We start from the raw sequence: 25,581 nt of genomic DNA on the forward strand, positions 1-25,581 counted from the left end.
TCACACTTGTCGCGAGAGAGGAACTTGCCCATGGACCCGCAAAACCTGATCGTGATGAAGCTGCCTCCGATGCCCTATTATCTCGAAATCGGACGCACCCGCTACGCGCCGGGCGAATCGCATCCGAATCGGCGCAATCTCGGCGTGTTCGATTGGCTGTTTCTCTTGAAGGGGACGCTGTTTCTCGGAGAGGACGAAAAAACTTGGGAAGTTTCGCAAGGACAATCGCTGCTGCTGCTCCCGGACCGCTATCATTACACGACGGAGCCGTGCCGGGAGGAGACGGAATTTTACTGGGTCCATTTCGATTTCCGGGGAAACCACCATTGGCACGGCGAGACGGATGATGCCGTCCCCATGCGGAACGCTTGGGCCAATCCGGGCAAACTGAGCATTCCGCAGTACGCGGCTCCCCGATCGTTCGCCAGGGCGGAGCTGCTCCTCGGGCAACTGCTGGAAAGCTCGGGGGAGCGGCGCTCGAACGCGTATTGGAAAGAGCAGCAGCTATTCCTGGAGCTGCTGCAGGAAATGGACGAGCCGGCGTTCGGCGGCCGAGCCTCCGTCACCGCCCGGAAGCTCGCGGAGCGGATCGAGACTTACTTGCGCCAGCATTATCAAACGGAGCTGACGAACGAAATGCTGGCCGACGCGTTCCATTTCCATCCCAACTACATCGTCCGGTGCATGAAAGAAATGTACCGCTGCACCCCGATGGAATATTTGCACCGGTATCGCATCGAGCAGGCGAAGCTTCTGCTCATCAAGACGGAATGGCCGATGGCGCTCGTGGCCGAACAGGTCGGTTTCCGCACGGCCCCGTATTTCTCCAACTGCTTCAAACGACAAACGGGCTTGTCGCCGCTCGCGTTCCGGAAACGGCATTCCGAGTGAAGGCAGCGTTTCCTCGGGATGTTGGGGCGCGGATTTTCCTCTTGGAGTTCGGGGGGCGTTAAGAAAGAAAGTTTCTTATCTCCCCTTCGAAAGCTGGGGTTCGGGGTTCGACACCCGTCCGCTATGTGGTAAAACCCGCCAACTTCCCGCCTCGCAATCGCCGTAGGATTGGAAAATGCCGCCGCAATCGAAAAATAGGCATGAATAGTTCGGCCGGAGCCTAACATGCGCTGAAAACCCGAAAAACCCTTGCCCCGCAAGGGTTTTTCGGCAATGAACGGCCTGTAGCGCATCGGCGGCTCATGGCGGTACCGCTCAACCGGCGCTCGGAAAAAGCTTCGCGTACAGCCGGGCCAACGAGTCCCGGTCCGCTTGGCCGTCGTGCACGTAAAGGGCGTACCGCAGCCGGAGACTTTCGCCGGTCTTCAAGGTCAGCGGCGCATCTTGCAGGAAGGCGGCCTGAAGAAACTGCATGTCCTTGTAATCGTAGGTCAGCATCGGAGACGGATGGCGGGGATTATCCGGATCGTTCATGATGCAGATCCCCGCCCACGGCCGGTCGGTGAACCCGTCTACCCGCCCGGCGTAATCGCACCAGGCGAACGGCTTGTTGTGCGTCTCCTCTGCCGAAAACACGCCTTGGTCCGTCGTGATGACGGGCCCCAGGAAATTGCGGGCCAAACGGCACGACAGCCCGGCATAGCCGCCCCAAGGCGTCTTGTCGGTCACCTCGGTGCGGTCCAGGACGACGTCTCCCGCGGTTGGCCGGAACGACGCTTCCCAGCGGATCGCGTATCCCCCGGATTCGACGGGTTCGATCTCGACCCGGCGCTCCTCGCTCAGCAAGGCGTTCCCCTCGTACGTGACGTAATCGAGGGATTGCCGGAAGCCGACCGACCCGTCCGCCAGCGGTTCGAACGCCCGCGTCACGGCCACGTTGCGCTTGCCGTCGTACATGGACTCCCAGAAATTGAGGCCGTTCAAGTATTTCCAGGAAAAGAACAAGCCGGGATGCCACGGATGGTCCCACGGCCGATACAGCGCGATGTCGCGGCCGGCCGGCGTGAGCACCCGCCGGAAAGACGGGTTCGGATCTTCCGCCTCCCCGTATACGTATTCCAACAGCGTACGGCCGCCGGACGCGACCCGCCACGCCGCGTTTTGTTGTTCGTACGCGGTGCTTAACTCCATCCCCATGATGCGGAATTCCCCCCTTAACGCGATTCCAAGCCCGCGGCGATCGTCCGGTTGACCGGTTTGCCCGTTCTGCCGGATTCGTACATCATCTCGGTCAACTCGATCGTCTTGACGATCTCCCGTCCGTCCGTCTCCGGCGTCCGGCCGTTCTTCAGGCAATCGAGGAAATGCCGCATTTGATTCGTCTGCGCATGGCCCGCCATGCCCGGGGCGTGCCGTTCGATCTCCACCCGCTCGTATCCCGCCTCGGGATCCTCGGAGCGCGAAGCCGAACGGATCCATAAGCCCGTCTCGCCTTGCCAGGGTCCGAAAAACATCGTCCCCCGTTCGCCGTATACGTACAGCATGCCGTTATCCGGCGGGTAAAACGGCGTATAGCCGGTAAAGAGATGGCCGATCGCGCCGCCGTCGAAGCGAAGCTGGCACATCGCCCAGTTCTCGGCTCCGTCCGATGACCAATCGTCCGTGAACAGCTGCTTCGTGAACACTTCCTCGACTTCGCCGACGATGTAACGGAGCGCGTCCACGTTATGGATGGCGAGCGACACGATCGCGCCGCCGCCGGCTAGGTCTCCGTTATAGATCCAACTCCCTTTCGGGAACGAAGGTCGGAAATTGAGCAGCCATTCCGTGCGCACGGCGCGGATCGCCCCGAGCTCGCCGCTTTCGACGATCCGTTTGGCGGCGACGCACCAAGGCGTATAGCGCCAGTTGTGCGCGACCATCAGCGTTTTGCCGGTCCGCTCCGACGCTTCGATCATGCGCCGGCATTCGGCGACGGAACGGGCCATCGGCTTCTCGATCAGCACGTGTTTGCCTGCCTCAAGCGCCCGGATCGTCATGTCGGCGTGCAGGTGGTGCGGGATCGCGAGCACGACGGCGTCCGCGTCCGAGTCCCGGAACATGCGGTCCGGATCGTCGAACGCGGCGCACTTTCCTTCGAATGCCCCGCGTTTCGCGGGATCCATGTCGCAAACGGCGGTGAGCTCGGCGTCCTCCAGCTCCTCCACGGCGCGGACATGCTGTTGGCCGGGCCACCCCAAACCGACGATTCCGATTTTCATATGAAGTCCCCCATTCGATCGTGGTCAACGGAAACGCGCAAAAGTCCGCGGTTTACGGCGCCGCCGCGAAGCCCCGCTCCATCAGCGCGATGAACGCCAGCAGCCCGCCCCAATGGTAGTATCGGTCGCTGTTCGGCACGTCGCAGCCTTCTCCCGTGCCGCCGTTGTAGTTCTCGTGCACGTGGCCGTGCTCCCGCCATTCCTTGAGGATCAGCGCCGCCGACTTCTCCGCGACCAGGCGGGCCGCCTCGGTTTCTCCCTGCTTGCGAAGCCCCAGATAGACGAGCAGGTTCATCGGCGCCCAAATGCGGCCCCGCCAATAATCTTGATCCGGGTAGGCGGGATCGTTCCGCGAAATGGACGGCAGCACCCAATCGCCCCAGAACTCGTCCGGGTTGTACAAGTGCTCCTCGACCATGCGGCGGACTTGCCTGCGGGTCACGTAGGGCGTCAGCATCGGGTAGAAATTCGTCGGGGCCAGGCGGCCGCTGAAAGCGCCGGTATCGGTGCGAAGATTGCGGAAAATGCCGGTCTCCTCGTCCCACAACCGCTGCAGGCCGGCGCCGAACCGGTTCGCCAGCGCCCGCAGGACGGCGGATCGCTCCGTCTTGCCGAGAATGTCGGCGATCTCCGCCAGCGCCAGGCAATCCATGACGTAAAGTCCCATGAGTCCGGCATCGGCCAGCTCCAGCGCGTTTTTCTCCCGGTTGAACGGGATCCCGTCGTACAGCGGGGAGTTGTCGAGCCCGGACTCGAGAGCCGCCCCGAACGTGTCGTTGACGCCGGCGGTCTCCCATTCGTTGCCGGTCAGCGGCTCCATCGGATCGGAGCCCCATGCCAGGAGCCCGTCTTCGATCTGGCGGTGCTCCGGCCACCAGGCGTTCCATTTCCATAGCTGCTCGAACACTTCTTCCAGCAGCCAGCGATCGCCGTGCTTGCGGTACAGCTGCAGCACGACGAACGAACCGACGGGCGGCTGGGACCGGTCGCGGGAGACGTTCACCCCCGACCAGTCGTAGTTCGGGACGAAGCCTGCCTCTACGGCGGACCGCGTGATTTCCACCGCGTTGGCGTAAGCGAGCGGCCGGTTGTCTTCCATGCACATGTATGCGGCGAAATAGGTATCCCAGCAGAACAGCTTATACCCTTGATCGTTCCAAATCCGGCTCACGGGCGTGATCACCCGGCCGAACTTGGGATCGTAAACCGTATCCCACGCCAGGCAAGTCTGCATGGCGGTCCACAGCTCGCCCGCCTCGCGGTATTCCGCGGTCCGGGCTTCCAGCTTCGACCGGGCATGGGCGACGATGTCCTTGATCTCCGCCAGCGTGCGCCGTTTCCCCGCCGACAGCCCGACGGCGCCCGTCAGCCGCTGCGCCAGGTACGGCCCGGCCGCGGAAACATGGTATTCCTCGACCAAAGACCCGGATGGATAAACGCCGATCGTCCGGTCCGGGAATACGGCTTCCGCCGCGTCCCTTTCCGGCGAGAGCCTGACGAAACCCTCCCGGTTCCAAAGCACGCCGCATTCCGCGACCAGAACGGCGGGGACGGGCTGGTTCCGAAGCGGGGTCGCGAGCAGCACCCAATCGTCGCCGTCCGCGGCGCTTTCCACCCGGAGTTCGATATCCTGCCAGGTGACGGTCAGCTCCGTGTACGTGCCGTCATAGGATCGGATGCCGGGCCGGACGGTCTCTTGCCCCGCCCCTTGGCGCCCGATCAACGCTTCGCGGAGATAACGTCCTTCGCGGTACTCTTTGATCCCGATTTGAACGGAGAGCCCGCGCGGAAGCAGAACGTGCGCCATGACGCTGCGCGTATGCCACGTATTCCAGCCGGAAGCCAGGGATTGCTGAAGCTGCGTATATTCGGACATTCGTACGGCCTCCTTTTTTGCCGGGCAGAACGAAGGGCTCTATTTAATGCCCGTGAGCGTAATGCCTTCCACGATTTGCCGCTGGCCGAAAAAGAACACGACCAGACAAGGAACGAGCGAAACGACGCTGAATGCCATCATGTAATGCCACTGCACGTTGAACTGCGTCCGGAGGAACTGGATGCCGAGCTGCAGCGTGGCTTTGTCCGGATCGGTCAGGAAAATCAGCGGGCCGAGGAAGTCGTTCCACGTATAAAAGAAAGAAAAGATGGCGACGACGACGAGCGCGGGTTTCAGGTTGGGCACGACGACGTTCCACAGCACCCGCGGCAGGCCGGCTCCGTCGATGCGGGCCGCCTCCTCCAGCTCCTTCGGAATGCCCATGACGAACTGGCGAAGCAGGAAGATGGAGAACGCGTCCCCGAAGAACGAAGGAACCCAGAGCGGGAGAAACGTGTTGTACCAGCCGATTTCCTTGAAGAGGATGAACAGCGGCACCATCGTCACCGCCCAGGGCACCATCATCGTCGACAGCAAGATGACGAACAGCACGTTTTTGCCGCGCGCCCGGTATTTCGCGAATCCGTAGGCCACGAGCGTGCAGGAGATCAGCTTGCCGGCGATGTTCATGACCGTGATGTACGCCGTATTCCCCATATAGCGGAAAACCGGGTATTGCCGGAATAGTTCGACGTAGTTGTTCCATTGGAATTTTTCCGGCAGCAGCCTCAGATCGAGGCTCATCACCTCGTGCGGCGCCTTCAGGGACGTGGACAGCATCCACAGCAGCGGGAAGATCAGAAACGCCGAAAACAAGCAAAGCAACAGGAAGACGACGATCCGGGACGCCTTGATCCGGCCCGAACGCCGGCGGGCGGCGGAAGCCGCGGCCGTCTCGCCGCCGGTACTCGCCATGATGCTCATGAAGCGTCGCCTCCTTCGTAGTACACCCATTTGCGGGAGGATCGGAACGTGTACAGCGCGAAGATCAGCGTCAGCGTGAACAGCACCCAGGCCAATGCGCTGGCGTAACCGAACCGCGAATACGCGAACGCGTTCTGGTACAGGTACAGGTTGAAGAACAGGGTCGCGTTCGCCGGTCCCCCGTTCGTGATGATGAGCGATTCGGTGAACGTCTGGAAGGACGAGATCATCAGCATGATGAGATTGAACAGGATCGTCGGCGTGAGCTGGGGAACGGTGATCGTGAAAAACCGCTGCAGCTTCGACGCGCCGTCGAGCTCGGCCGCCTCGTACAAGCTTTCCGAAATATTCTTGAGTCCCGCGAGGAAAATGATCGCCGTGCTGCCGACCGCGTACAGCGACGTCAAGATCATGGTCGGGAGCGCCCAACCCGTGCTGGAGAACCAGCCGGGTCCCTGGATGCCGATCAGGCCGAGCAAGCCGTTCGCGAGTCCGAAATTGGGGTTGAACACCCAAATCCACAGCATCGACACCGCCACGCCGCTGACGACGCTGGGCAGGTAGTAGATCGTGCGGAAAACGCCAATGCCCGGAACTTTCTGGTTCATCATGAGCGCCAGCAGCAGCGCCGTGACAAGCGCCAGCGGCACGCGGAACACCACGTAGACCAGCGTCACCTTGAGCGACTGCCAGAACAGCGGATCCACGCTCAGCATCTCGCGGAAATTGCGCAATCCGACGAATTTCGCGGGCGAAATGAGATCCCAATCGTAAAAGCTGAGGCCGAGCGAGCCCAAGATGGGCCCCAAAGTAAACACGACGAGCCCGATCAGCCATGGCGAGATCAGCAGGTAAAACGTATACGATTCTTTCCATTTGGCGCCGGAGCCGGAGGTTGAGATCATCGGTGAACGCCTGCCTTTCCTATAAGCATGACAACGGGGGAAACTCCCCCGTTGTCCCTTACCCGTTTATTCCGCGGCCCGCTTGAGCTCGGTGTCGATCTGACCGGCCAAATCGGTCAGTTTCGCCTTGATGTCGACGTTCTTCTGCAGCAGGATATCCTGGATCGCCGGAGCCAGCAGCTTGTCGCCGACGGAGCCCCAAGCGCTGTTCGCGAAATAGCCGCTGACGATGGCGTTGTCGAGCTGTTTGACGAACTCGCCGAGATAAGGATCCTCGTTCTGCTTGCTGGACGCGGCCAGCTTCTGCGAGACGGCCAGGTTGGACTTGGCCCAGCCTGGGCCGATTTCCGAATCCGGGGAGGTGAGCTCCATCAGGAAATCGAACGCTTCCTGCTGGTGCTTCGATTGTTGAGCGATGCCGAAGCCCGAAGTATAGAGCAGCGACGTCTGTTTGCCGGTCGACATCGTCGGCAGCGACACGACGCCGAACTCGATGTCCGGATTATTGCGCAGATCGCTCTGCGCCCAGGAGCCGTTGACGTTCATCGCCACTTGTCCCGTCGCGAACAGGTCGATGCCCTTCAGCGCGATCAGCTCCGCCGGATTCGGCGCGACATTGTCGACGTTGTACAGGTCGTAGATTTTCTTGAACGCGTCCACGGTCGCGTCCGCGTTCAGGTAACCCACCGCGGTCGAGCCGTCCGGAGACAGGTAGCTGCCGCCGTTGCTGACGACGAACGGCTCCACCCAGTCTTTGCCCAGGTTCAGGTTCGCCCCGTACTGCTTGATTTTGCCGCCTTGGCGGATCGTCAGCTTCTTGGCGATGTCCCGGAACTGCTCCCAGGTCCAACCGTCCTGCGGATAGGGGATGCCTGCCGCGTCGAACAGCTTCTTGTTGTAGTACACGCCGATCGTCGCGCCGCCGACCGACATGACCGGAAGCTTGCCGTCCACCAGCATGAGCTTTTTGACGTTCGGCGTGATGTCGTTCAGATCGTACTTGCCTTCGGCGAACGGCGTGAGGTCGACCACGATGTTCTTCTTGACGTACCGCGAGAAGTTTTGCTCGCCGACTTGGATGAGATCCGGCGGATCGCCCGCGCCGAGCTCCGTCTGCAGCTTCGTCATGTAGTTCTCGTACGGGGACGCTTCGATTTTCACCGTCGCGCCGGGATGCTCGGCCTCGAATTTCTTCTTCGCCTCGTTCAGGATGGCCGTGTTCGTCTCTTCCGTCTGCCAAGTGGCGACCCGCAGCTCATACGGCTTGCTCTCGCCGCCGGCCGCGCCGCCGCTCACGCTTTCGCCGGCGGAACCCGGCGACGACTGTGCGCCGGAGCCGCCCGAACTTCCGCATGCCGAGAGCAGCGCGCCGACCAGCAGCGGCACGGCGGACGCGATTCCCCATTTTTTGAACCGGTTCATGTGAATCCCCCTTTTCGTGAGTGCCTGGATTGTAGGGCAAGGTCATTGTAACCGGAACGCGAAAACGCTCACAATGCGGCGATCTTCCGGTTTGGTGCGGTTTTCTTCGGGACCTGTCCCCGGAGGGATGGCGCGCCTTCGGAGATATGGTACGATACGGATAAGCCATCATCGCACAAACGGGAGCGCGAAGCCATGAATGGGTTATACCGGACCAGCATCAGGGGCAAGCTTCTCGCGGCCTATCTGCCGCTTATCATTTTGCCGGTCGTCGTGATCTCCGTCGCCTCGTACGCGTTGTTTTCCTACAAAATGTCTTCGGCTTCCCGGATGCTCGCGGAACAGAACGCCAAAGAGATCAACCGCCACCTCGAAACGTATCTGGACGAATTGGAACGGCTCAGCCTGTTCCCTTACTTCCACACGAACGTCATGGACGTGCTGCGGGACAACCGGCAGTTCGATTCGCCGGAGCAAATGTACCAGGAATACAAAATGTTCGACGACATGTTCGGCAACATCATGCTGAATCCGCGCCAGGACCTGCTGAACGTGTTCCTCTACCGCTCCGACGGCACGAGATATTTCAACACCCGCGTCAACGTCACCCTGAACGGCGATTACGATTGGAAGACGTCGGACTGGTACCGGCGGACGCTGGAGGCGGACGGAGCCGTCGTCTATACGCCCAACGCGGGCCGGGACGGCCGGTTTACCGTCCTGCCGTACGACATCTTTTCGATCTCCCGCCTCATTAAGTCCGATAACGGCCAGGTCGTCGGCACGATCCTGATCGACGCCAATTTCCAAGGCGTGGAAGACGTGCTCCGGGACATCGGGCTCGGGCAGAAGTCCAACGTCGTGCTGAAGGACCAGAGCGGCCAAATCCTGTTCGCGCAGAACGGCCTCTACCTGGACCAACTCAAGTCGTTGCGGAATGCCGAAAACGTCACGCTGAGGGCGGACGGCGAGAAACTGTTCGTCGGCAGCGACGTTTCCGCGAAAACCGGCTGGACGGCCAGCGTCGTTATCCCGTCCGAGAATATCTATCGATCTTTCATCTCCATCCGCGAGGTCATCCTTTGGCTTGCGGCCATTTTCGGCGCCATCGCCCTGATCGTCACCTTCTGGCTGTCCGGCAGCATTACCCGCCCGATCCGCGAAATGTACCGGATGATGAAGAAAGTCGAAAGCGGCCAATACGACGTGGAGCTGAACGTGACCAGCCAGGACGAGATCGGCAGTCTTGGACGCGCTTTCAACAAAATGAGCTCGCAGATCAAGGAGCTGATCCACGAGGTGTACGAGTTCGAGATCCGCCAGAAGGAGGCGGAGCTCAACAATCTGAAAATGCAGATCCGGCCGCATTTTCTGTACAACACGCTGGAAGCCATCCGGTCGCTCGCCGAGCTGAGCGACAACCGCGAAATCGTGGAGATGACCGGGAGCCTCGGCTCCATCCTCCGCTACAGCATCAAGACGCACCAGAAGCTGGTGCTGCTGGACAAGGAGCTCGATTACATCCGCCAGTACCTGAATATCCACCAGATCATGAACGGAGACGCCGTCCGGTTCGAATTCGACATCGAACCGGATGTCCGGCGCCGCTATTCGATCCCGCTGATGTTCCAACCGATCATCGAAAACGCCCTGCAACACGGTTTATACGGCAGGCGTTCGGGAGGTTTGCTGCGAATCAGCGGCAAAGCGGAAAACGAAGCGCTCACGTTCACGATCGCCGACAACGGCGTCGGGATCCCGCCAGGCGACATGGAAGAGCTGAACGCCAAGCTGAGCGAACCCGCCCTGCCTCATCGAGCCGATGCCGAATCGGCGGACGGGATCGGGCTGCTCAACGTCAACCGCCGGCTGAAAATCGTGTTCGGGGACGCTTACGGGCTCACGGTTGGACCGAATCCCGGGGGCGGCACGGTCGTGTCGGTCCGCATCCCCGCCGTCTCCGATCAGCGGGAAGTCGGATAACCAGGAGAATGGGAGGGCCATCGCCATGCCGAAATATTTGATCGTCGACGACGAACCGTTGATCCGCAAAGGGCTGATGAAGCTGATTTCCCGGGTCGCCCCGGAATGGACGCCGTGCGGCGAAGCCTGGAACGGGCTGGAGGGCGTCCAGCTCGCGACGGAGCTGTTGCCCGACCTGATCCTCTCCGACATCCGCATGCCGGAAATGGACGGGCTGGACATGGCGCGGAAGCTGATCGAACTCGCCGTGCCCGTCCCGGTCGTGTTCTTCACCGGCCACGACGAATTCGCCTATGTCCAGACCGCCATCCAGAACAACGCATTCGATTATCTGCTGAAGCCGATCAAGGAGCAGGACGTGCGGCAGCTGCTGGACCGATACGAACGGGAATTCGGCCAGGCGGGTCCGATCCGCCGCGAGGACGTTTCGCAAATCAAGCAATTCGAATTCCGGCTGCAAAGCGCGTTCGAAGCCGGGAACGCGGAAATGCTGGAGGAGCTCGAGAACTGGTACGACCGGCTGAAAACCTCGATCAGCCTGCGCACGTTCGTCGACCTGACGACGCGGACGCTCCAGTCGTTTCTGCTCCGGCACGACATGATCTGCGCCGAGTTCAAGCCCGTCATCAACGACACGAACGCGTCCAACGTCATCCGCAGCCTGCAGGCGTTCTGCGCCGCGCAGCTGGAAGAAACGCTCGGGAACCGGACGAATCCCCTCATCCGGAAAGTCAAGGACTGGGTGGAGGAGCGCATGGAAGACAACCCCTCCCTCGCGGAAGCGGCCGAGCTCGTCCATTTGAGCCCCACCTACTTCAGCGAATATTTCAAGAAACATGAGGGCGAAACGTTCCAACAGTACGTCGTCCGGGTCAAAGTCCAGCGCGCGAAGCAGCTGCTGGAGGATCCCCTCCTGCGCGTCTACGACATCGCTTCGCGGGTTGGCTACGCCGACCACCGGCATTTCAGCAAGGTGTTCCAATCCAAGGTCGGCGCGACGCCGACGGAATACCGCAACCGGATCCTGGGGATCGCCGGCGCCGCGAAGGAATAAGCCGATCGCGCGGTGTTGGTGTTGACCTTGGCCTTGGCCGGATCATTCGCGGGCGGAAACAACGAACCACCGGTCGGATTTTCGTCCCGACCGGTGGTTTTCCGTTCCGTTCCGTTTCGTCCGCGCGCCGTTACGGCGAATTCGGATAAATCATGACTTTGATGCTCGTGTCTTTCTGCGTCCGCGCCGTCTCTACCGCTTCCCGGATATCCGACAGCGGGAAGCGGTGGGTGATGATTTTCCCGATATCGGCGCCGGAGCCCCGCAATGCTTGGATGGCGGCGGGATACGTGTTCGCGTAACGGAACACGCCGTAAGCGTCGATCTCCCCGTCGATGAGCTGGCCCATATCCATCGGGACGGCGCCCTCCGCGGGCAATCCGACGAATACGATCCTTCCGCCGCGGCGCACGAGCCGGATCGTGTCCGCCATCGCCCGGGCGTTGCCCGACGACTCCACCACGAGGGTGATGCCCGTCCCGCCGGTCAGTTCGGCCAGCCGCTCCCCGACGTTCTCGTTCGCCGGATCGAGCGCCGCCGTGAAGCCCATTTCGAGCGCCAACTCCCGGCGGAACGGCACGACGTCCGTCCCGTAAATTTCGGTAATGCCGAACAGCTTCGCCGCTTGCCCCGCGAGCAGCCCGATCGGGCCGAGCCCCGTGATCAGCAGCCGGTCGAACGGTTTGGCATGCCCTCGCTGCAGGGCGTGAAAGCCCACCGACAGCGGCTCCAGCAAAGCCCCCTCCTCGAAGCTCATCGTGTCCGGCAGCTTGAACAGGTAGTCGCTCGGCATGGCGATATACTCCTGCCAGGCTCCGTTCACCGGCGGCGTCGCGAGAAAGACGACGTCGGGACAAAGGTTGTACCGCCCGGACCTGCAATAATCGCAATGTCCGCACGCGACGCCGGGCTCGACCGCCACCCGGTCGCCGACCGCCACGTTCGTGACGTTTTTGCCCACCTCGACGACTTCGCCGGCCAGCTCGTGGCCGAGCACGATCGGCTCCTTCACGACGTAACGCCCGATTTTCCCATGCTCGTAATAGTGTACGTCGGAGCCGCAAACCCCGATGCAGTACACTTTGACCAGCGCCTCGTCCTCTTTCGGCACGGGGATGTCCACTTGCTGAACGGCGATGGACAGCGGTTTGTCCATGATCGCCGCGCTCATCTTTCCTCTAGGCATGTTCTCGTTCCCCTTTCGGTTGGGATTGCCGCGTCAAGGCGTTTCCGCATCCTCTTCCGTTTCCCGGTAGGCGAAATAATCGAAATCCGCGTGTTTGCGCGCGCCGCTCAAATCCTGGACGCAGACGCCGACGAACGCGCCGGTGAAGCCTTGGTCGAGCAGGAAACCGTCCCGGACGGTCTCCGCGTTCTCGTCCGACATCCGGCCTGCTTCCAACGCGGGGCCGACGGCCTTCCAGTCGCTTCCGTCCGCGGAATAATGGAACTGCGCCCGCTCGTAGTCCAACGTCAATTTCAAATAAACACGGTCCCACCCGTCCACGGAAACTTCCCGCTCGAGCGGCTCGCCGTACACGCCCCGGTCGCACGTCAGGATGGCGAGGCTTTTGCCCAGCTCCTCGTCGCGGCTGATCCGCAAATAATACCAATTCTTCGCGTTGTAGTAGTAGACTAGCCCGGCCATCTGCTGGTACGTGTCGGGCTCGAACTCCACGACGGTCTCCGCCTCGGCCGCGAACGCCTGCTGCCGGCGCGCCAAGAGGCTTTGACCGTGGGCGGACGAGAACGACTCCCTTCCGCGGAGGCGCAAAAATCCCGGGCGTTCCCGCAGCGTCAGCCAGCTCTCGTCCGCCGGCTCCCGCAGCGTGTTCCAGTGAACGCCGAGCGTCTCTCCGTCGAAAGAATCCATACCGGTGCCATGGGCGGGCTCGTCGAACCGGAACTCCGGCAGATCCGCCGGCGCTTCGACCATGAGCCGCGGCTCGCGGCCTCCCCCCTTCAGGCGGAGCCAGCCGTCCTCCGTCCATTCGACTTGCTGGATCGCGGTCTCCCGGCCCAAGTTGCACATGCGGGACGCCTTCAGCGGCCGGCCGCACAGATGGACCATGTACCATTCGCCCGAAGGCGTTTCCACCAGGTCACCGTGGCCCGAGCGCTGGAGCGGAAGGCCGGGATCGTGGCGGGACGTCAGGATCGGATTGGCCGGATCGACTTCATAAGGGCCGAACAGCGATTCGGATCGCGCCATCGTGACCGCATGGTTCCAGCGGGTGCCGCCTTCCGCGGTCAACAAATAATAGTATCCGCCCCTGCGGTACACATGCGGGCCCTCGGTCAGACCGAGCTCGGTTCCGCGGAACAGGTTATGGATCGGACCGACCAGCTTCCGCCGCGACTCGTCGTACTCCTGCATCAGGATGCCGCCGAAATGGTTCCGCCCCTTGCGGTGGTCCCACACCATGTTGAGCAGCCATTTTCGGCCGTCTTCGTCGTGGAAAAGCGACGGGTCGAAACCGCTGCTGTTCAAATAGACCGGCTCCGACCAAGGGCCCATGATGTCGGGCGCGGTCACGAGATAATTGTGCGTGTCCTTGAACGGTCCGAGATGGCTCTTGACGTCGGTGTAGACGAGATAGTACGTTCCGTCGCTGTAGCTCAAACAAGGCGCCCAGATGCCGCCGGAATTCGGATTGCCGAGCATGTCGAGCTGGCTTTTCCGCGTCAGCGGATGCGTCAGCAGCCTCCAGTGCCGCAGATCGCGGGAATGGTGGATTTGCACCCCGGGAAACCATTCGAACGTGGAAGTGGCGATATAATAATCGCCGCCGACGCGCAAAATCGACGGGTCCGGGTTAAACCCCCTCAGGATCGGATTGACGATGGCGTTCATGGCTCAGGTTCCTCCTTTTCGGCCGAAGCGGCCGCCTGCTCTCCGGCTTCCGCCGCGAGCGCGCGCCGGCCGGCTTCCAGCAGCCGGATGATCCGGTCCGTATCGTATACGCAGCCTTTCCAAGTTCCCCCGCTCGCCGCCTGCAGCGAGGCCCACAGCCGGGTATCGTCCGGCAGCGCGGGGTCGGCCGCAAGTCCGGGATGCGGGGGCCGGGAGGCCAGCACCGCCGCGCCGGTCTCCGGCGTATCCGGCCGTTCGCCGCACCCGACCATGTCGATTCGGCCCTCCAGCTTCCTCGTGTCGACGCGGATGTCGACCCAGTCGCCGTCCCGCAGCCGGCCGACGGGGCCGTCGGCCAGCGCCTCGGGTCCGATGTGCCCGATGCAGGCGCCGGTCGACACGCCGGAAAACCTCGCGTCGGTCAGCAAGGAGACATGCTTGCCGAAAGACAAGTGCTTCAGCGCCGACGTCAGCTGGTACGTCTCTTCCATGCCGGTGCCCGACGGCCCCCGCCCGATCAGCGCCAGGATGTCGCCGGCGGCGACGCCGCCCGTTTTGATCGCGCGGATCGCTTCCCGTTCGGTCGTGAACACCTTGACCCGGCCGACGTGCCGGAACACGCCTTCCTCGTCCAGCACCTGCGGGTCGATGGCCGTGGACTTGATCACGGAGCCGTCCGGCGCGAGATTGCCGGACGGGAACGTGAGCGTCGGGGTTAGCCCCGCCGCGCGGGCCCGATCCGGGTCGTAAATGACCGTGTCCGGATCGATCCCGTCCCGTTCGGCGAGGCTGGCACGCATGCGGCGGCGACGTTCGGACGACGCCCACCAGTCCAGCGTTTCGCCGAGCGTGACGCCGGAGGCGGTGAGGACGCGTTCGTCCAGGACGCCGAGGCGCCGCAGATGCAGCATGACCTCCGGCACGCCGCCGGCGAGGAACGCCCGGATGGTCGGATGCGGGATCGGGCCGTTCGGCAGCACGCTGACCAGCCGGGGTACGGCGCGGTTCACTTCCGCCCAATCGCCGGCGTCCGGCACCGCGAGACCGGCTGCGTGCGCGATCGCGGGAATGTGCAGCAGCAGGTTGGTAGAGCCGCCGAATGCCGCGTGTACCGCCATCGCGTTGCGGATGGAGGCATTGGTAAGCAATTCGCCCATCGTCAAGCCTTGAGCCGCCAGCGCCAGCGCCGCGCGGGCGGACTGCCGGGCCATCGCGGTCCAGACCGGCTGGCCGGACGGCGCGAGCGCGGCGTGCGGCACGGTCAAGCCGAGCGCTTCCGCGACGACTTGCGCCGTTCCCGCCGTCCCGAGGAATTGACACCCGCCGCCCGGCGTCGCGCAGGCGCGGCAGCCGAGATCGGCCGCTTCTTCCAGCGACAGTTCCCCGTTCGCGTATCGGGCGCCGATCGTTTGGATTTTGCCGGCGTCCTCGCCGCTCGTCGGCGGCAACGTCACGCCGCCCGGCACGATGACGCCGGGCAGTCCCTTCATGCCGGCCAGCGCCAGCATCATGGCGGGCAGCCCTTTGTCGCAGGTGGCGACGCCGAGGACCGCCGCGCGGGTCGGCAGCGAGCGGATCAGCCGCCGCATGACCGTCGCCGCGTCGTTGCGGTACGGCAGCGAATCGAACATGCCCGTCGTGCCCTGCGTGCGTCCGTCGCAAGGATCGCTGACGTAACCCGCGAACGGGATGTGGCCCGCTTCCTTGATTTCTTCCGCCGCGGCCTTCATCAGCAGGCCGATTTCCCAATGCCCGGTATGATAGCCGAGCGCCGCCGGCGTGCCGTCTTCGTTGCGGATGCCGCCCATCGTGCCCAGGATGAGCACTTCCTTCGCCCTCAGCCGGTCCGCCCGCCAGCCCATTCCCACGTTCTGGCTCCATCCGAACAGATCGCCGCTCGGCGCGTTCAGCAGCAAATCGTGCGTCAGCGGCAGCGTCCCGGCCGGCCCCGGCGCATGCGTCTCCACCCCGTACCACGCTTCGTCGTCGGGTCCCATGACGGCCCGCAAACGTTCCGACATGTCGCAGCCTCCTCCCGTTACGGCTTCACGAACGCCGTTTTCACCGCCGTGTAAAACTCGATCGCCGCCCGTCCTTGCTCGCGCGAATGGGAGCTGGAGCCTTTCATGCCGCCGAACGGCGCCTGCAGCTCGACGCCCGCCGTCTCGGCGTTGACGCGGACGAGCCCCGCATCCGTCTCGCGGATGAACGTCAGCGCGTTGCCGATGTCGCGCGTGTACAGCGAGGCGCTGAGCCCGTACTCCGTATCGTTGGCGAGCGCGATCGCCTCCTCCAGATCCCGCGCCCGGATCAGGGCGAGCACGGGTCCGAAAATCTCTTCCTTCGCGATCGTCATCTCCGGCGTCACCCGGTCGAATACCGCCGGCGTCACGAAAAACCCGTCCGCCAGCGCCGGATCGTCCGGCCGTCCGCCCCCGATGAGCAGCTCGGCGCCTTCTTCCACCCCTTTGCGGATATAACGCGTCACGGTCTCGTACTGCTTCTCGCTGGCGCAGGGGCCGAGCCAGGTTTCCCCGTCCAAGCCGTCGCCGACCCTAAGCTCCTTCACTTTCGCGACCAGCTTCTCCTTGAACGTCTCGTACACGCCCTGCACGACGATGACGCGGCTCGTCGCCGTGCATTTCTGGCCGGTGGAGCGCAGCCCGCCGCTGACCGTCGCTTCGACCGCCAGGTCGAGATCGGCGTCTTCGGCCACGATGACCGGGTTTTTGCCGCCCATCTCGAGCTGGTACTTCGCGCCGCGGGCCAGCGCGATCTGGCCGACCCGTTTGCCCACGGCGTTGGATCCGGTGAACGTAACCGCATGAATGCCCGGATGCTCGGCGATGCCCTGACCGATCACCGCGCCGTCGCCGATGACCATGTTCACGACGCCCGCGGGAAACCCGGCTTCATGGAAGCATGCCATGATCAGCCCGGCCGTCACGGCGGTTTCGGCCGCGGGTTTCCAGACGACGGCATTTCCGTAGATCAATGCCGGCGCCATTTTCCATATCGGAATGGCTACCGGGAAATTCCAAGGCGAAATCACGCCGACGACGCCAAGCGGCGTCCGGGTCGTGAACATCAGCGCGTCCGCGTCCGTGGACGGAATGACGTCGCCGACCGGCCGCATTCCTTCCCCGGCGTAATAGCGCAAGATGGCCGCCCCGCGGATCGTCTCCCCTTTCGCTTCTCCCAGCGTTTTGCCCATCTCGCGGGTCATCGCCCGCCCGATCTCCTCCGCGCGGTTCTCCAGCAAGTCCGCCGCCTTGTACAACAAGGCTCCCCGCCCGGCGCCGGAAAGCTTGCGCCAGGCATGCCGCGCCGCGTCCGCCGCGGCCACCGCTTCGTTCAAGTCGGCCGGTTCCGAGTCCGGCACCCATCCGACGACCTCGCCTTTCCGCGCGGGATTGAGGCTCGGGATCCGCCGTCCCGACGCGGGCGCCCGCCAGCTTCCCCCGATATAATTGTCGACCGTTACCGTTTCCGTTTCCGTCTTCGCCAAATTCTCTGTCATCGTGCTTCCAGCTCCTCTTTAACCTTGGATCATTGCCGCGTCCAACTCGGCCGCGTAGACTGCCGTGTTCACCAACGTTCCGATTCCCTCGATCTCGATTTCGATCCGGTCGCCGGAAGCCAGCGTGAACTGGTTCGGCGGAACGAGGCAAGTGCCGGTCAGCAGCACCGTGCCGTCGAACAACTCGTTGTCCCGCTTCAGGAAGCCGACCAACTCCTCCAGCCTGCGCTTCAACTGGCCGGTGTTGGCCGTCTCTTCGACGACCATGCGTCCGTCTCGATAGATGCGGCAGGCAATGCCCAGCGCGTACGGATCCGCCACCGTTTCCGCGAGCCGCACGAACGGCCCGATCGCGCAAGAGCGCTTCCAGATTTTCGCCTGCGGCAGGTACAGCGGATTTTCGCCTTCGATATCGCGGCAGCTCATGTCGTTGCCTGCCGTATAGCCGACGATCGCGCCGCCGCGGTCCAGCACGAGCCCGAGTTCCGCCTCCGGCACTTGCCACGTCGAATCGCTCCGCAGGCACACCTGGGCACCGGGCCCGACGGTGCGGGCGGCGGTCGATTTCATGAACAGCTCCGGGCGCTCGGCTTCGTACACTTTGTCGTAAAACGTGTCGGCATCCAGCTTGCCGGCCGTCGCTTCGAAATTGCGCGCTTCGCGGCTCCGCTGGTAGGTCACCCCCGCCGCCCACACTTCCGGCGCGTCGAGCGGCGCCGCGAGGTCCAGCGATTCCGCCCGAACGCCGATCGGAACCGATTGGGCGAGGTTTCGCAAGACATATCCCGAAACGGACAACCCCGCGGCGCGCGCTTCCCCGACGAGCGACATCAAATCCGGGGCGTTCAGCCGGTAAGCCTCCCCTTCTTCCGTAACCGCTCCCAAATGGATACTCGAACTTTCCCGATAACGAAAAATGCGCATCGTACCATCGCCTCCGAATAGTGTTTTATATTATAAAACTGTGTTTTGTAATCCGATCAAAATAAAGCAAACCGCCGGCCAGGCCCTTTTAGCCGCCTTAACGAGGGCGGTAGCCGAGCCCTGCCGAGATCCGTTCCGCCGTCCCGCGCAAGCGCTCGGCGAACGCCGCCAACTCCCGGTCGTCCACCGCGGACGCCATCGTCGAAATGCTGATCGCCGCCGCGATGTGTCCGTTATGGTCGTATACCGGTGCCGCCGCGCAGCGCACGCCCGGCTCGTTCTCTTCCCGGTCGAAGGCCTGGCCCGCTTTCCGTACGGCTTGAAGCTCTTCCCGGAACGCTTCCTCGGTCGCGATCGTGTTCGGGGTATGGATGGAATACTCGTATCCGGCCAGCACTTTCCCCCATTCGGAATCCGGGAGGAAGGCCGCCAGCACTTTGCCGACCGCGCTGCTGTGCAACGGAACGCGTCGTCCGATCCGCGAATACCGGATGGCGGCTTTGCTGCCCTCGACCTTATCGATATACACCCCTTCCGCTCCGTCCCGGATGACGAGATGGACGGTTTGCCCGGTTTCCCCGGACAGCTCTTGCAGCGGCTTGCTTGCGATTTCGCGGATATCCAAGCCCTGCAGCAGCAGCTGTCCCTTCTCCAGCAACCGCATCCCGAGCCGGTACAGCCCGTTCTCGTCCTGCTCGATGTAACGGTGGAGCTGCAGCGTTTTGAGCAGGGAGTGCACGGTGCTTTTGTGCAACCCGACGCGCGCGCTGATTTCCGTGATTTTCAGCTCGCGGTTGTTTTCGTCGAATAAGTCCAGAATGGTGAGCGCGCGGTCGAGCGATTGGATGATCGGCATAATCCGTTTCGATGCTCCCGTGTTTTATATTGTAAAACAATGTTTGATATTATATTTATTTTAACATAGGGATACCGATTTTCCCAAGATCTTTTTTTCTAAGACTGACCCATTCGCATACCAGGTCGAACAACACGGACACCATCAAGGCTAAGGGACACAAAGGACGTTATCGGGGGCATTCCTCAACCTATCGTATTCTAACGGACACGATCGCACTTATTCAGCAAAAATACCGCTGATTAGCCGCGAAGTGTTGCGCTTAAGGTCCGTGTTGTCCATTACGATTTGAAAAACGTTGAAATTGCTCCAATAACGGCTGTGGTGTCCGTAACGATCGGCATAAGGCAAATCTTCTGTATGTCAATTAGTCAACCGTAGTTTTTTACGGGTTGACAAATGTTCCCTCTCTTTATAATATTCGAATATGAATATTTGTTCATATTGTAAGCAAGGAGCTGCAGCCAAATGAAACCGCACGAGCACGCCTTTTTAGCTCCGGAGAAAGCCGAGCAAGTCGCCCGTATTTTCAAGGCGCTGGCGGATCCGACCCGAGTGAAGATCCTTTACCTGCTCTCTCAAGAAGAGTGTTCCGTAGGGCATATCGCGGAGGTTCTGGAAATGACGCAGTCCGCCGTTTCCCACCAACTCTCCTTCTTGCGCCATATCCGGCTGGTCAAAAACCGCCGCGCGGGCAACATGCTCTACTACAGCTGCGACGACGAGCACGTGATCTCGCTATTGCGGCAAGCCGTCACCCATGCGGATCATTAGGAGGCGCCGACATGCACATCCACCGCGGACACGACCACGGACATCACGGGCACGATCACGGCCATCATGGACATTATCACGGACATTCGCATGACCACGCCAGAGCGGGCAATCAAAAAGGGTTGGCCGTCGCGCTTTCGGTCACGGCGGGGATTATGGTACTGGAATTCGTTGGCGGATGGTTGACCGGGAGTTTGGCCCTCCTGTCGGACTCCGGCCATATGTTAAGCGACGCCGGCGCCCTGCTCCTCAGTCTCGTCGCCATGTGGTTCGCCGCAAGGCCCGCGTCCCCGAACAAGACGTACGGATTTTACCGGTTCGAAATATTGGCCGCTTTGTTTAACGGCGTAGCGCTTTTCGGGATCGCCGGATTCATCGTCTGGGAAGCCGTTCGGCGCTTTGACGATCCGCCCGAGGTGACGAGCGGCCCGATGATCGGGATCGCCTGTATCGGGCTGCTCGCGAATCTGGTCAGCGCTTGGGCGCTCATGCGCCAAGGGGACGTGAAACAGAACGTGAACCTCCGCAGCGCCTATCTCCACATCCTGGGCGACGCTCTAGGTTCCGTCGGAGCGGTGGCGGCCGGCATCGTCATGATCGCGTTCGGGTGGTACGTCGCGGACCCGATCATTTCCGTGCTGGTGGCATTGTTGATTTTGAAAAGCGCCTGGAGCGTCATCCAGCATACCGTGCACATCCTGATGGAAGGCACGCCGGCCGCCATCGACCATGACGAAGTCAAAGCCGCGCTCCTGGCCATCGAGGGCGTCCAAGACGTGCACGACCTGCATATTTGGACGATCACGTCGGGTTTCGACTCCTTGAGCTGCCATCTGCTCATCGAGGACCACGGGGACAGCCAAGCCGTGCTGCAACATGCGATCCGGCTCGTCGAAGAACGATTCAAAATCGTGCATACGACGATCCAAGTCGAGACCCCGAGCATCCATCACGGGGAGATTCATATCTAGCGGCCTTCGATACCGAATAATAGGAAACCCTCCCTTTATTTTTCCTTGTTCCAGGGGTGGGTGTGAAATCCTCCGGGCTTCGGTTCGGGAGCAAACTTCGTCAATCGAACGGAATACAAGGGCCCCAGGCTGGACGTTGACCTACGGCCACATACGTACCACACTTTCATCCCCCATACGAAAAACCCTTGCTCCCGCAAGGGTTTTTCGCCGAACCTTTCCTATCTCACCGTCAGGCCGCTGCAATAACGTACCCCATACGCGAATTCGCCCATCTCTCCGTCAGGTCGCTGCAATAACATACTCCACACGCTAATTCGCCCATCTCACTGTCAGTCCGCTGCAAATAACGTACCCCATACGCTAATTTGCCCATCTCACCGTCAGTCCGCTGCAAATAACGTACCCCATACGCTAATTCGCCCATCTCATCGTCAGGCCGCTGCAATAACGTACCCCATACGCGAATTCGCCCATCTCTCCGTCAGGTCGCTGCAATAACGTACTCCACACGCTAATTCGCCCATCTCACCGTCAGATCGCTGCTATAACGTACCCCATACGCGAATTCGCCCATCTCACCGTCAGGTCGCTGCAATAACGTACACCATACGCTAATTCGCCCAACTCACAGTCAGAAAGCTGAAATAACGTACCCCATACGCTAATTCGCCCATCTCATCGTCAGGCCGCTGCAATAACGTACCCCCTACGCGAATTCGCCCATCTCACCGTCAGGTCGCTGCAATAACGTACGCCACACGCTAATTCGCCCATCTCACCGTCAGGCCGCTGCAATAACGTACCCCATACGCGAATTCGCCCATCTCACCTTCAGGCCGGATTACTCCCCGACCAGCTTCTTATACTCGTCCAGCTGCTTCTGCAGTTCCGCCACGATTTTGTCGTAGCCCGCCGCTTTGAGCTGGTTGCGGAAATCGTTCACCGCTTTCTCGGGATCGCCGGCTTTGCCGAACACGATCGCGGGCAGCGATTGGCTGACCACTTGCGTGAGGGCGGTCAGTTCGTTGTTGATCGGATCTTTCAAGAAGACGAACCGGCCGTACGGGTACGGTTTCTTGATTTGGTCATAAGACGCGTACAGGTCCTGATAGCCGTCCCACAAAGTGCCGTCCGGAATTTCGTTTTTGTCGACGCGTCCGCCCCAGAAATCGGAATAGAATTCGTCCCGCTGCACGTCATAGCCGTCCGGACGATACCGTTTGCCGTCTTTCACCACGTATTGCACGCCCTCGATGCCGTAGTTGAACAAGCGGTAAATCTCCTGGTCTTGGCGCAGCAGATCGTACACCATCAAGGCCCGCTCCGGATTTTTGCTGTGCGCGCCGACCGCCGTCGCGCCGTGCGTGATCGACATGGCCACCAGGTTGTTCCGCGTCGCGGACCAAGGGAAGAACTGCAATTCCGATCCCGGCTGCAGCTGATCCATCCGATACCGGTTGCCCAGATACGATTGCGTATGGTGCTGAACGCCTCCGGACTTGCCCGCCTCCATCGCGTTTTTGGCGTCGCCTTTGTAGCTGAGGACGTCCTGGCGCCAGTAGCCTTTGTCTCCCCATTCCTTCATCAGCTTGGCGAAGTCCACGAACGTATCCTCGAAAACGGGGCTTCCGGCCGTAAACCGCTGATCGTACGAAGGGGCATAGAAGATCCCGATCGGTCCGGTGCTGACCGGCAGCGAGATGGCGTCCGTCTTGGACGTCACGTACCCGTCGAACATCTCCAGGTTCGTGCCTTCCGAATCCCAAGGAATCACGCCTTGTTTCTTGTCTTTGATGTTCTGGAAGTACTGGCCCAGCGTCTCGAAATCCTTGATCGGCGAGGTGATGCCGAACTCCTTCGCCCAGTCGCCGCGGTACATGAATCCGTGGTTGACCCATTGCGTGTAGTGGTCTTCCGGAATCATCACGATCTTGTTGTTGTATTTCGTTTCGGCCCAATGATCCTGCGGCACCTCTTCCCAAGTTTTCGGCGCGTATTTGGGCAGCAGGTCGTCCAGCGCCATGAAAGCGCCTTTCTGCGCGTTCGGCCAGGCGTCGAGCCAATCGGTCGCCGTCGTGATCAGATCGAGCGATTCGCCGGAAGCGAGCAGCAGGTTGTATTTCGTTTGCCAGTCGGCCCACTCCACCCATTTGATCTCCAGGTTCGCGTTGACCTTTTCCTTGAGCAGCGCGTTGACTTTCTCCATTACTTTTTCGAACTGCCCGTTGGTCGGCTTGTTGCCGAGCATGACGTAAGAGACCGTGACGAACTTCGAGGTGTCGGTGGCTCCGCCGTCCGAAGACGCCGGCGAGGACGCCGGCGCGGGCGAGCTTCCTCCGTCGCTTCCTTTGTCCGAACCGCTTCCCGCGTCCTTGCCGCCCGAGCAGGCCGCGAGCGTTACGGCGAGCAAGGCCGCCAAGGCCATGCTCAATATTCTGCGTACCTTCATGTCTGGAAAACCTCCCGTTTTCGATATGGGTGTTGTATCGAACAAGCAAGGTTCGGCCTTGCCTGCGCCAACCGAATCAGCCTTTCACCGCGCCGACCGTGATGCCTTTGATGAAAAACCGCTGCACGAGCGGATAAAACAGGATGACGGGCCCCGTCGCGACGACCGCGGTGGCCATCTTCATCGATTCGAGCGGCATATCCCGCGGCTGGATATTCGAAGCGACCGACGAGTTTCTCACGAAATCGGCGCTGGTCACGACGTTATATAGGAACAGCTGAAGCGGCCGGTACGTCATGTTCGGCGAGAGAAACAGCATCGCGTTATACCACTCGTTCCAATAGCCGATGGCGATAAACAGTCCGATCGTGGCGAGCGCCGGGGTCGTCATGGGGAGGATGAGCTGCAGGAAGATGCGGAAATCGCCCGCCCCGTCCATCTTGGCCGATTCGGTAATGGCGTGGGGAATCGAACGGACGAAGCTTTTCATCATGATGACGAGAAACGGCGTCATCAGACCGGGAAGCAGGACGGACAAGTAGTTGTCCTTCAGCCCGAACCACTGGGTCATGATGATGTAGAACGGCACGACGCCGCCCTGGAACAAGGTCGTGAAATAAATCAGAAACGAGATCGCGTTGCGGGAGCGGAAATCGGGGCGTTGGAGCGCATACCCGGTCATCGCGACGACGAACAGGCCGACCGCCGTGCCGACGATCGTGATGCAGAGCGTGACCGCGTACGAACCGACGATCATATCCGGATTTTCGAACACGATCTTATAGGCGAACGTGCTGAAGTCCCGGGGCCAAATGTTGTAGCCGTGCAAGGTGATCGTTTTCTCCGCCGTAAGCGAAGTCCCGAGCACCAGAATAAACGGAAGCAGGCAGAAAAGGGCGAATAGTCCGATCAGCGCATAACCGACCCCGCGGACGAGCGCGGACGTACCGTCCTTGCCGCGAAAACGGGCGATCGAGGTTTCCAAGATCCTTCACCTCCTTGGCTAGAACAGCGTATTATCCGGGGACACTTTCCGCATGAACCAGTTGGCGGAAACGACGATGATGAAGCCGAATATCGACTGGTACAGACTGACGGCGCTGCCGAGCGGGAAGTTGAAGTTGTTGACCAGCGTACGGAAGACGTACGTCTCGATGATATCCGTCGAATTGAACAGGACCGAGTTGTTCGCGCCGACCAGGTTGTAGATCAGGCCGAAATTGCCCCTCAGGATGCCGCCCAGCGAGAAGAGCAGCAGAATGATGAACGTCGGCTTCAGCCAGGGCAGCACGATATAACGGATGCGTTGCAGCGCGTTCGCTCCGTCGATTTCGGCGGCTTCGAGGATTTCCGAATCGAGGCCCATGATCGCCGCGAAATAAACGATGGAACCGTATCCGGTCGATTGCCATAAATAAGTGACGACGATGATGTAAGGCCAGATTTTCGGGTTGGAATACGTCTGGATCGGATCCATCCCCATCGTCTTCAGCAGGCTGTTGAGCAGCCCGTAGTCGTAACTCAGGATGTTATAGGCGATCAGGCCGACGAGGACGAAGGAGATGAAATAGGGCAAAAACAGGAGGGACTGCGTTAGCTTCTTGAACCATTTCGTCCGCAGTTCGTTCAGCAGGACGGCGATGAGGATTTGCAGCGCGTTGCCGAACAAGATGAACGCCAGATTGTAGGCGACGGTGTTGAACGTGAGCTTCCACAGCGTGCCGGAATGAATGAGGAATTGGAAATTGTCGAAGCCGACGAAGGGGCTGCGGAACATCCCGTCCGTATAGTTGAAATTGACGAACGCCAGGTAAAGCCCCGGCATCGGCAAATACGACATGACCAGGAAAAACGCGATCGCGGGCAGGCACATGAGCAGCAAGGTCCGGTCGTTCCAGAACAGCTTCATCCTCG

The 25,581-nt window shown here is 61.2% G+C and carries 20 protein-coding genes; 5 read left to right on the forward strand and 15 right to left on the reverse strand.

Annotation, left to right across the window (positions count from 1 at the left end; translation table 11 throughout):
• Positions 1 to 30 precede the first annotated feature (30 nt).
• Complete coding sequence (locus PTZ19_RS02685; protein WP_276352213.1) at positions 31 to 891, forward strand: helix-turn-helix domain-containing protein; 861 nt, start codon at positions 31 to 33, stop codon at positions 889 to 891.
• Positions 892 to 1,206: 315 nt separating this feature from the next.
• Here PTZ19_RS02685 and PTZ19_RS02690 read toward each other — a convergent pair whose 3' ends face one another.
• From PTZ19_RS02690 to PTZ19_RS02715, 6 genes are all read right to left on the reverse strand, one after another.
• Positions 1,207 to 2,088 (reverse strand): DUF6807 domain-containing protein, encoded by an 882-nt coding sequence (locus tag PTZ19_RS02690; protein WP_276352214.1) that lies wholly within the window; start codon positions 2,086 to 2,088, stop codon positions 1,207 to 1,209.
• 17 nt (positions 2,089 to 2,105) lie between these two features.
• A complete protein-coding gene (locus PTZ19_RS02695) occupies positions 2,106 to 3,152 on the reverse strand; it encodes a Gfo/Idh/MocA family protein (protein WP_276352215.1) in 1,047 nt (348 codons plus the stop codon).
• A 52-nt stretch (positions 3,153 to 3,204) separates the two neighbouring features.
• Complete coding sequence (locus tag PTZ19_RS02700) at positions 3,205 to 5,028, reverse strand: MGH1-like glycoside hydrolase domain-containing protein (protein WP_276352216.1); 1,824 nt, start codon at positions 5,026 to 5,028, stop codon at positions 3,205 to 3,207.
• 39 nt (positions 5,029 to 5,067) lie between these two features.
• Positions 5,068 to 5,952: a carbohydrate ABC transporter permease gene (locus tag PTZ19_RS02705; RefSeq protein WP_276352217.1), complete on the reverse strand. Its 885-nt coding sequence runs from the start codon at positions 5,950 to 5,952 to the stop codon at positions 5,068 to 5,070.
• Positions 5,949 to 6,857, reverse strand: a complete 909-nt coding sequence (locus PTZ19_RS02710; protein WP_276352218.1) for a carbohydrate ABC transporter permease — start codon at positions 6,855 to 6,857, stop codon at positions 5,949 to 5,951. The genes PTZ19_RS02705 and PTZ19_RS02710 overlap by 4 nt, the downstream gene beginning before the upstream one ends.
• Positions 6,858 to 6,923: 66 nt before the next feature.
• Positions 6,924 to 8,279 (reverse strand): ABC transporter substrate-binding protein, encoded by a 1,356-nt coding sequence (locus PTZ19_RS02715; protein ID WP_276352219.1) that lies wholly within the window; start codon positions 8,277 to 8,279, stop codon positions 6,924 to 6,926.
• 195 nt (positions 8,280 to 8,474) lie between these two features.
• On the opposite strand from PTZ19_RS02715, the gene PTZ19_RS02720 reads away from it, so the two are divergent.
• Together PTZ19_RS02720 and PTZ19_RS02725 are read left to right on the forward strand one after the other, a co-directional pair.
• On the forward strand, positions 8,475 to 10,262 hold the full coding sequence (locus tag PTZ19_RS02720) for a cache domain-containing sensor histidine kinase (RefSeq protein WP_276352220.1): 1,788 nt from the start codon (positions 8,475 to 8,477) through the stop codon (positions 10,260 to 10,262).
• A gap of 25 nt (positions 10,263 to 10,287) precedes the next feature.
• The gene (locus PTZ19_RS02725) at positions 10,288 to 11,316 is read left to right on the forward strand and encodes a response regulator transcription factor (RefSeq protein WP_276352221.1); all 1,029 of its coding nucleotides are present in this window, start codon (positions 10,288 to 10,290) and stop codon (positions 11,314 to 11,316) included.
• Between the two features lie 130 nt (positions 11,317 to 11,446).
• On the opposite strand, the gene PTZ19_RS02730 is transcribed toward PTZ19_RS02725, so the two are convergent.
• The 6 genes from PTZ19_RS02730 to PTZ19_RS02755 form a co-directional block, all read right to left on the reverse strand.
• The gene (locus PTZ19_RS02730; protein ID WP_276352222.1) at positions 11,447 to 12,502 is read right to left on the reverse strand and encodes an NAD(P)-dependent alcohol dehydrogenase; all 1,056 of its coding nucleotides are present in this window, start codon (positions 12,500 to 12,502) and stop codon (positions 11,447 to 11,449) included.
• Between the two features lie 33 nt (positions 12,503 to 12,535).
• The gene (locus tag PTZ19_RS02735) at positions 12,536 to 14,170 is read right to left on the reverse strand and encodes a glycoside hydrolase family 43 protein (protein WP_276352223.1); all 1,635 of its coding nucleotides are present in this window, start codon (positions 14,168 to 14,170) and stop codon (positions 12,536 to 12,538) included.
• Positions 14,167 to 16,191: a YjhG/YagF family D-xylonate dehydratase gene (locus PTZ19_RS02740; protein ID WP_276352224.1), complete on the reverse strand. Its 2,025-nt coding sequence runs from the start codon at positions 16,189 to 16,191 to the stop codon at positions 14,167 to 14,169. The genes PTZ19_RS02735 and PTZ19_RS02740 overlap by 4 nt, the downstream gene beginning before the upstream one ends.
• 17 nt (positions 16,192 to 16,208) lie before the next feature.
• On the reverse strand, positions 16,209 to 17,690 hold the full coding sequence (gucD, locus tag PTZ19_RS02745) for an alpha-ketoglutaric semialdehyde dehydrogenase GucD (protein ID WP_276352225.1): 1,482 nt from the start codon (positions 17,688 to 17,690) through the stop codon (positions 16,209 to 16,211).
• 18 nt (positions 17,691 to 17,708) lie between these two features.
• Positions 17,709 to 18,614, reverse strand: a complete 906-nt coding sequence (locus PTZ19_RS02750) for a fumarylacetoacetate hydrolase family protein (protein ID WP_276352226.1) — start codon at positions 18,612 to 18,614, stop codon at positions 17,709 to 17,711.
• A gap of 97 nt (positions 18,615 to 18,711) precedes the next feature.
• Positions 18,712 to 19,470, reverse strand: a complete 759-nt coding sequence (locus PTZ19_RS02755) for an IclR family transcriptional regulator (RefSeq protein ID WP_276352227.1) — start codon at positions 19,468 to 19,470, stop codon at positions 18,712 to 18,714.
• Positions 19,471 to 19,938: 468 nt separating this feature from the next.
• Here PTZ19_RS02755 and PTZ19_RS02760 point away from each other — a divergent pair, with 468 nt between their 5' ends.
• Both PTZ19_RS02760 and PTZ19_RS02765 read left to right on the forward strand, forming a co-directional pair.
• Positions 19,939 to 20,244 (forward strand): ArsR/SmtB family transcription factor, encoded by a 306-nt coding sequence (locus PTZ19_RS02760; protein WP_276352228.1) that lies wholly within the window; start codon positions 19,939 to 19,941, stop codon positions 20,242 to 20,244.
• A gap of 11 nt (positions 20,245 to 20,255) precedes the next feature.
• Positions 20,256 to 21,215, forward strand: a complete 960-nt coding sequence (locus PTZ19_RS02765; RefSeq protein WP_276352229.1) for a cation diffusion facilitator family transporter — start codon at positions 20,256 to 20,258, stop codon at positions 21,213 to 21,215.
• Positions 21,216 to 22,059: 844 nt separating this feature from the next.
• Here PTZ19_RS02765 and PTZ19_RS02770 read toward each other — a convergent pair.
• The 3 genes from PTZ19_RS02770 to PTZ19_RS02780 all read right to left on the reverse strand — a co-directional run bounded on the left by PTZ19_RS02770 (position 22,060) and on the right by PTZ19_RS02780 (position 25,576).
• The gene (locus tag PTZ19_RS02770; protein ID WP_276352230.1) at positions 22,060 to 23,667 is read right to left on the reverse strand and encodes an ABC transporter substrate-binding protein; all 1,608 of its coding nucleotides are present in this window, start codon (positions 23,665 to 23,667) and stop codon (positions 22,060 to 22,062) included.
• A gap of 76 nt (positions 23,668 to 23,743) precedes the next feature.
• Positions 23,744 to 24,652 carry a carbohydrate ABC transporter permease gene (locus tag PTZ19_RS02775; protein WP_276352231.1) on the reverse strand — a complete coding sequence of 303 codons (909 nt, stop codon included), beginning with the start codon at positions 24,650 to 24,652 and terminating at the stop codon, positions 23,744 to 23,746.
• A gap of 18 nt (positions 24,653 to 24,670) precedes the next feature.
• Positions 24,671 to 25,576, reverse strand: a complete 906-nt coding sequence (locus PTZ19_RS02780; RefSeq protein WP_276352291.1) for an ABC transporter permease — start codon at positions 25,574 to 25,576, stop codon at positions 24,671 to 24,673.
• Positions 25,577 to 25,581: the final 5 nt, after the last annotated feature.

The organism is Cohnella caldifontis (assembly GCF_029360585.1).
Lineage (GTDB): Bacteria > Bacillota > Bacilli > Paenibacillales > Paenibacillaceae > Cohnella > Cohnella caldifontis.

Bases quoted from the DNA above. Each gene is read 5' to 3' on its own strand.
- PTZ19_RS02715 (WP_276352219.1), bottom strand. From the start codon at position 8,279: ATGAACCGGTTCAAAAAATGGGGAATCGCGTCCGCCGTGCCGCTGCTG.
- PTZ19_RS02705 (WP_276352217.1), bottom strand. From the start codon at position 5,952: ATGAGCATCATGGCGAGTACCGGCGGCGAGACGGCCGCGGCTTCCGCC.
- PTZ19_RS02690 (WP_276352214.1), bottom strand. From the start codon at position 2,088: ATGGGGATGGAGTTAAGCACCGCGTACGAACAACAAAACGCGGCGTGG.
- PTZ19_RS02685 (WP_276352213.1), top strand. From the start codon at position 31: ATGGACCCGCAAAACCTGATCGTGATGAAGCTGCCTCCGATGCCCTAT.
- PTZ19_RS02725 (WP_276352221.1), top strand. From the start codon at position 10,288: ATGCCGAAATATTTGATCGTCGACGACGAACCGTTGATCCGCAAAGGG.
- PTZ19_RS02780 (WP_276352291.1), bottom strand. From the start codon at position 25,576: ATGAAGCTGTTCTGGAACGACCGGACCTTGCTGCTCATGTGCCTGCCC.
- PTZ19_RS02770 (WP_276352230.1), bottom strand. From the start codon at position 23,667: ATGAAGGTACGCAGAATATTGAGCATGGCCTTGGCGGCCTTGCTCGCC.
- gucD (WP_276352225.1), bottom strand. From the start codon at position 17,690: ATGACAGAGAATTTGGCGAAGACGGAAACGGAAACGGTAACGGTCGAC.
- PTZ19_RS02720 (WP_276352220.1), top strand. From the start codon at position 8,475: ATGAATGGGTTATACCGGACCAGCATCAGGGGCAAGCTTCTCGCGGCC.
- PTZ19_RS02765 (WP_276352229.1), top strand. From the start codon at position 20,256: ATGCACATCCACCGCGGACACGACCACGGACATCACGGGCACGATCAC.
- PTZ19_RS02695 (WP_276352215.1), bottom strand. From the start codon at position 3,152: ATGAAAATCGGAATCGTCGGTTTGGGGTGGCCCGGCCAACAGCATGTC.
- PTZ19_RS02735 (WP_276352223.1), bottom strand. From the start codon at position 14,170: ATGAACGCCATCGTCAATCCGATCCTGAGGGGGTTTAACCCGGACCCG.
- PTZ19_RS02750 (WP_276352226.1), bottom strand. From the start codon at position 18,614: ATGCGCATTTTTCGTTATCGGGAAAGTTCGAGTATCCATTTGGGAGCG.
- PTZ19_RS02755 (WP_276352227.1), bottom strand. From the start codon at position 19,470: ATGCCGATCATCCAATCGCTCGACCGCGCGCTCACCATTCTGGACTTA.
- PTZ19_RS02760 (WP_276352228.1), top strand. From the start codon at position 19,939: ATGAAACCGCACGAGCACGCCTTTTTAGCTCCGGAGAAAGCCGAGCAA.
- PTZ19_RS02700 (WP_276352216.1), bottom strand. From the start codon at position 5,028: ATGTCCGAATATACGCAGCTTCAGCAATCCCTGGCTTCCGGCTGGAAT.
- PTZ19_RS02740 (WP_276352224.1), bottom strand. From the start codon at position 16,191: ATGTCGGAACGTTTGCGGGCCGTCATGGGACCCGACGACGAAGCGTGG.
- PTZ19_RS02730 (WP_276352222.1), bottom strand. From the start codon at position 12,502: ATGCCTAGAGGAAAGATGAGCGCGGCGATCATGGACAAACCGCTGTCC.
- PTZ19_RS02710 (WP_276352218.1), bottom strand. From the start codon at position 6,857: ATGATCTCAACCTCCGGCTCCGGCGCCAAATGGAAAGAATCGTATACG.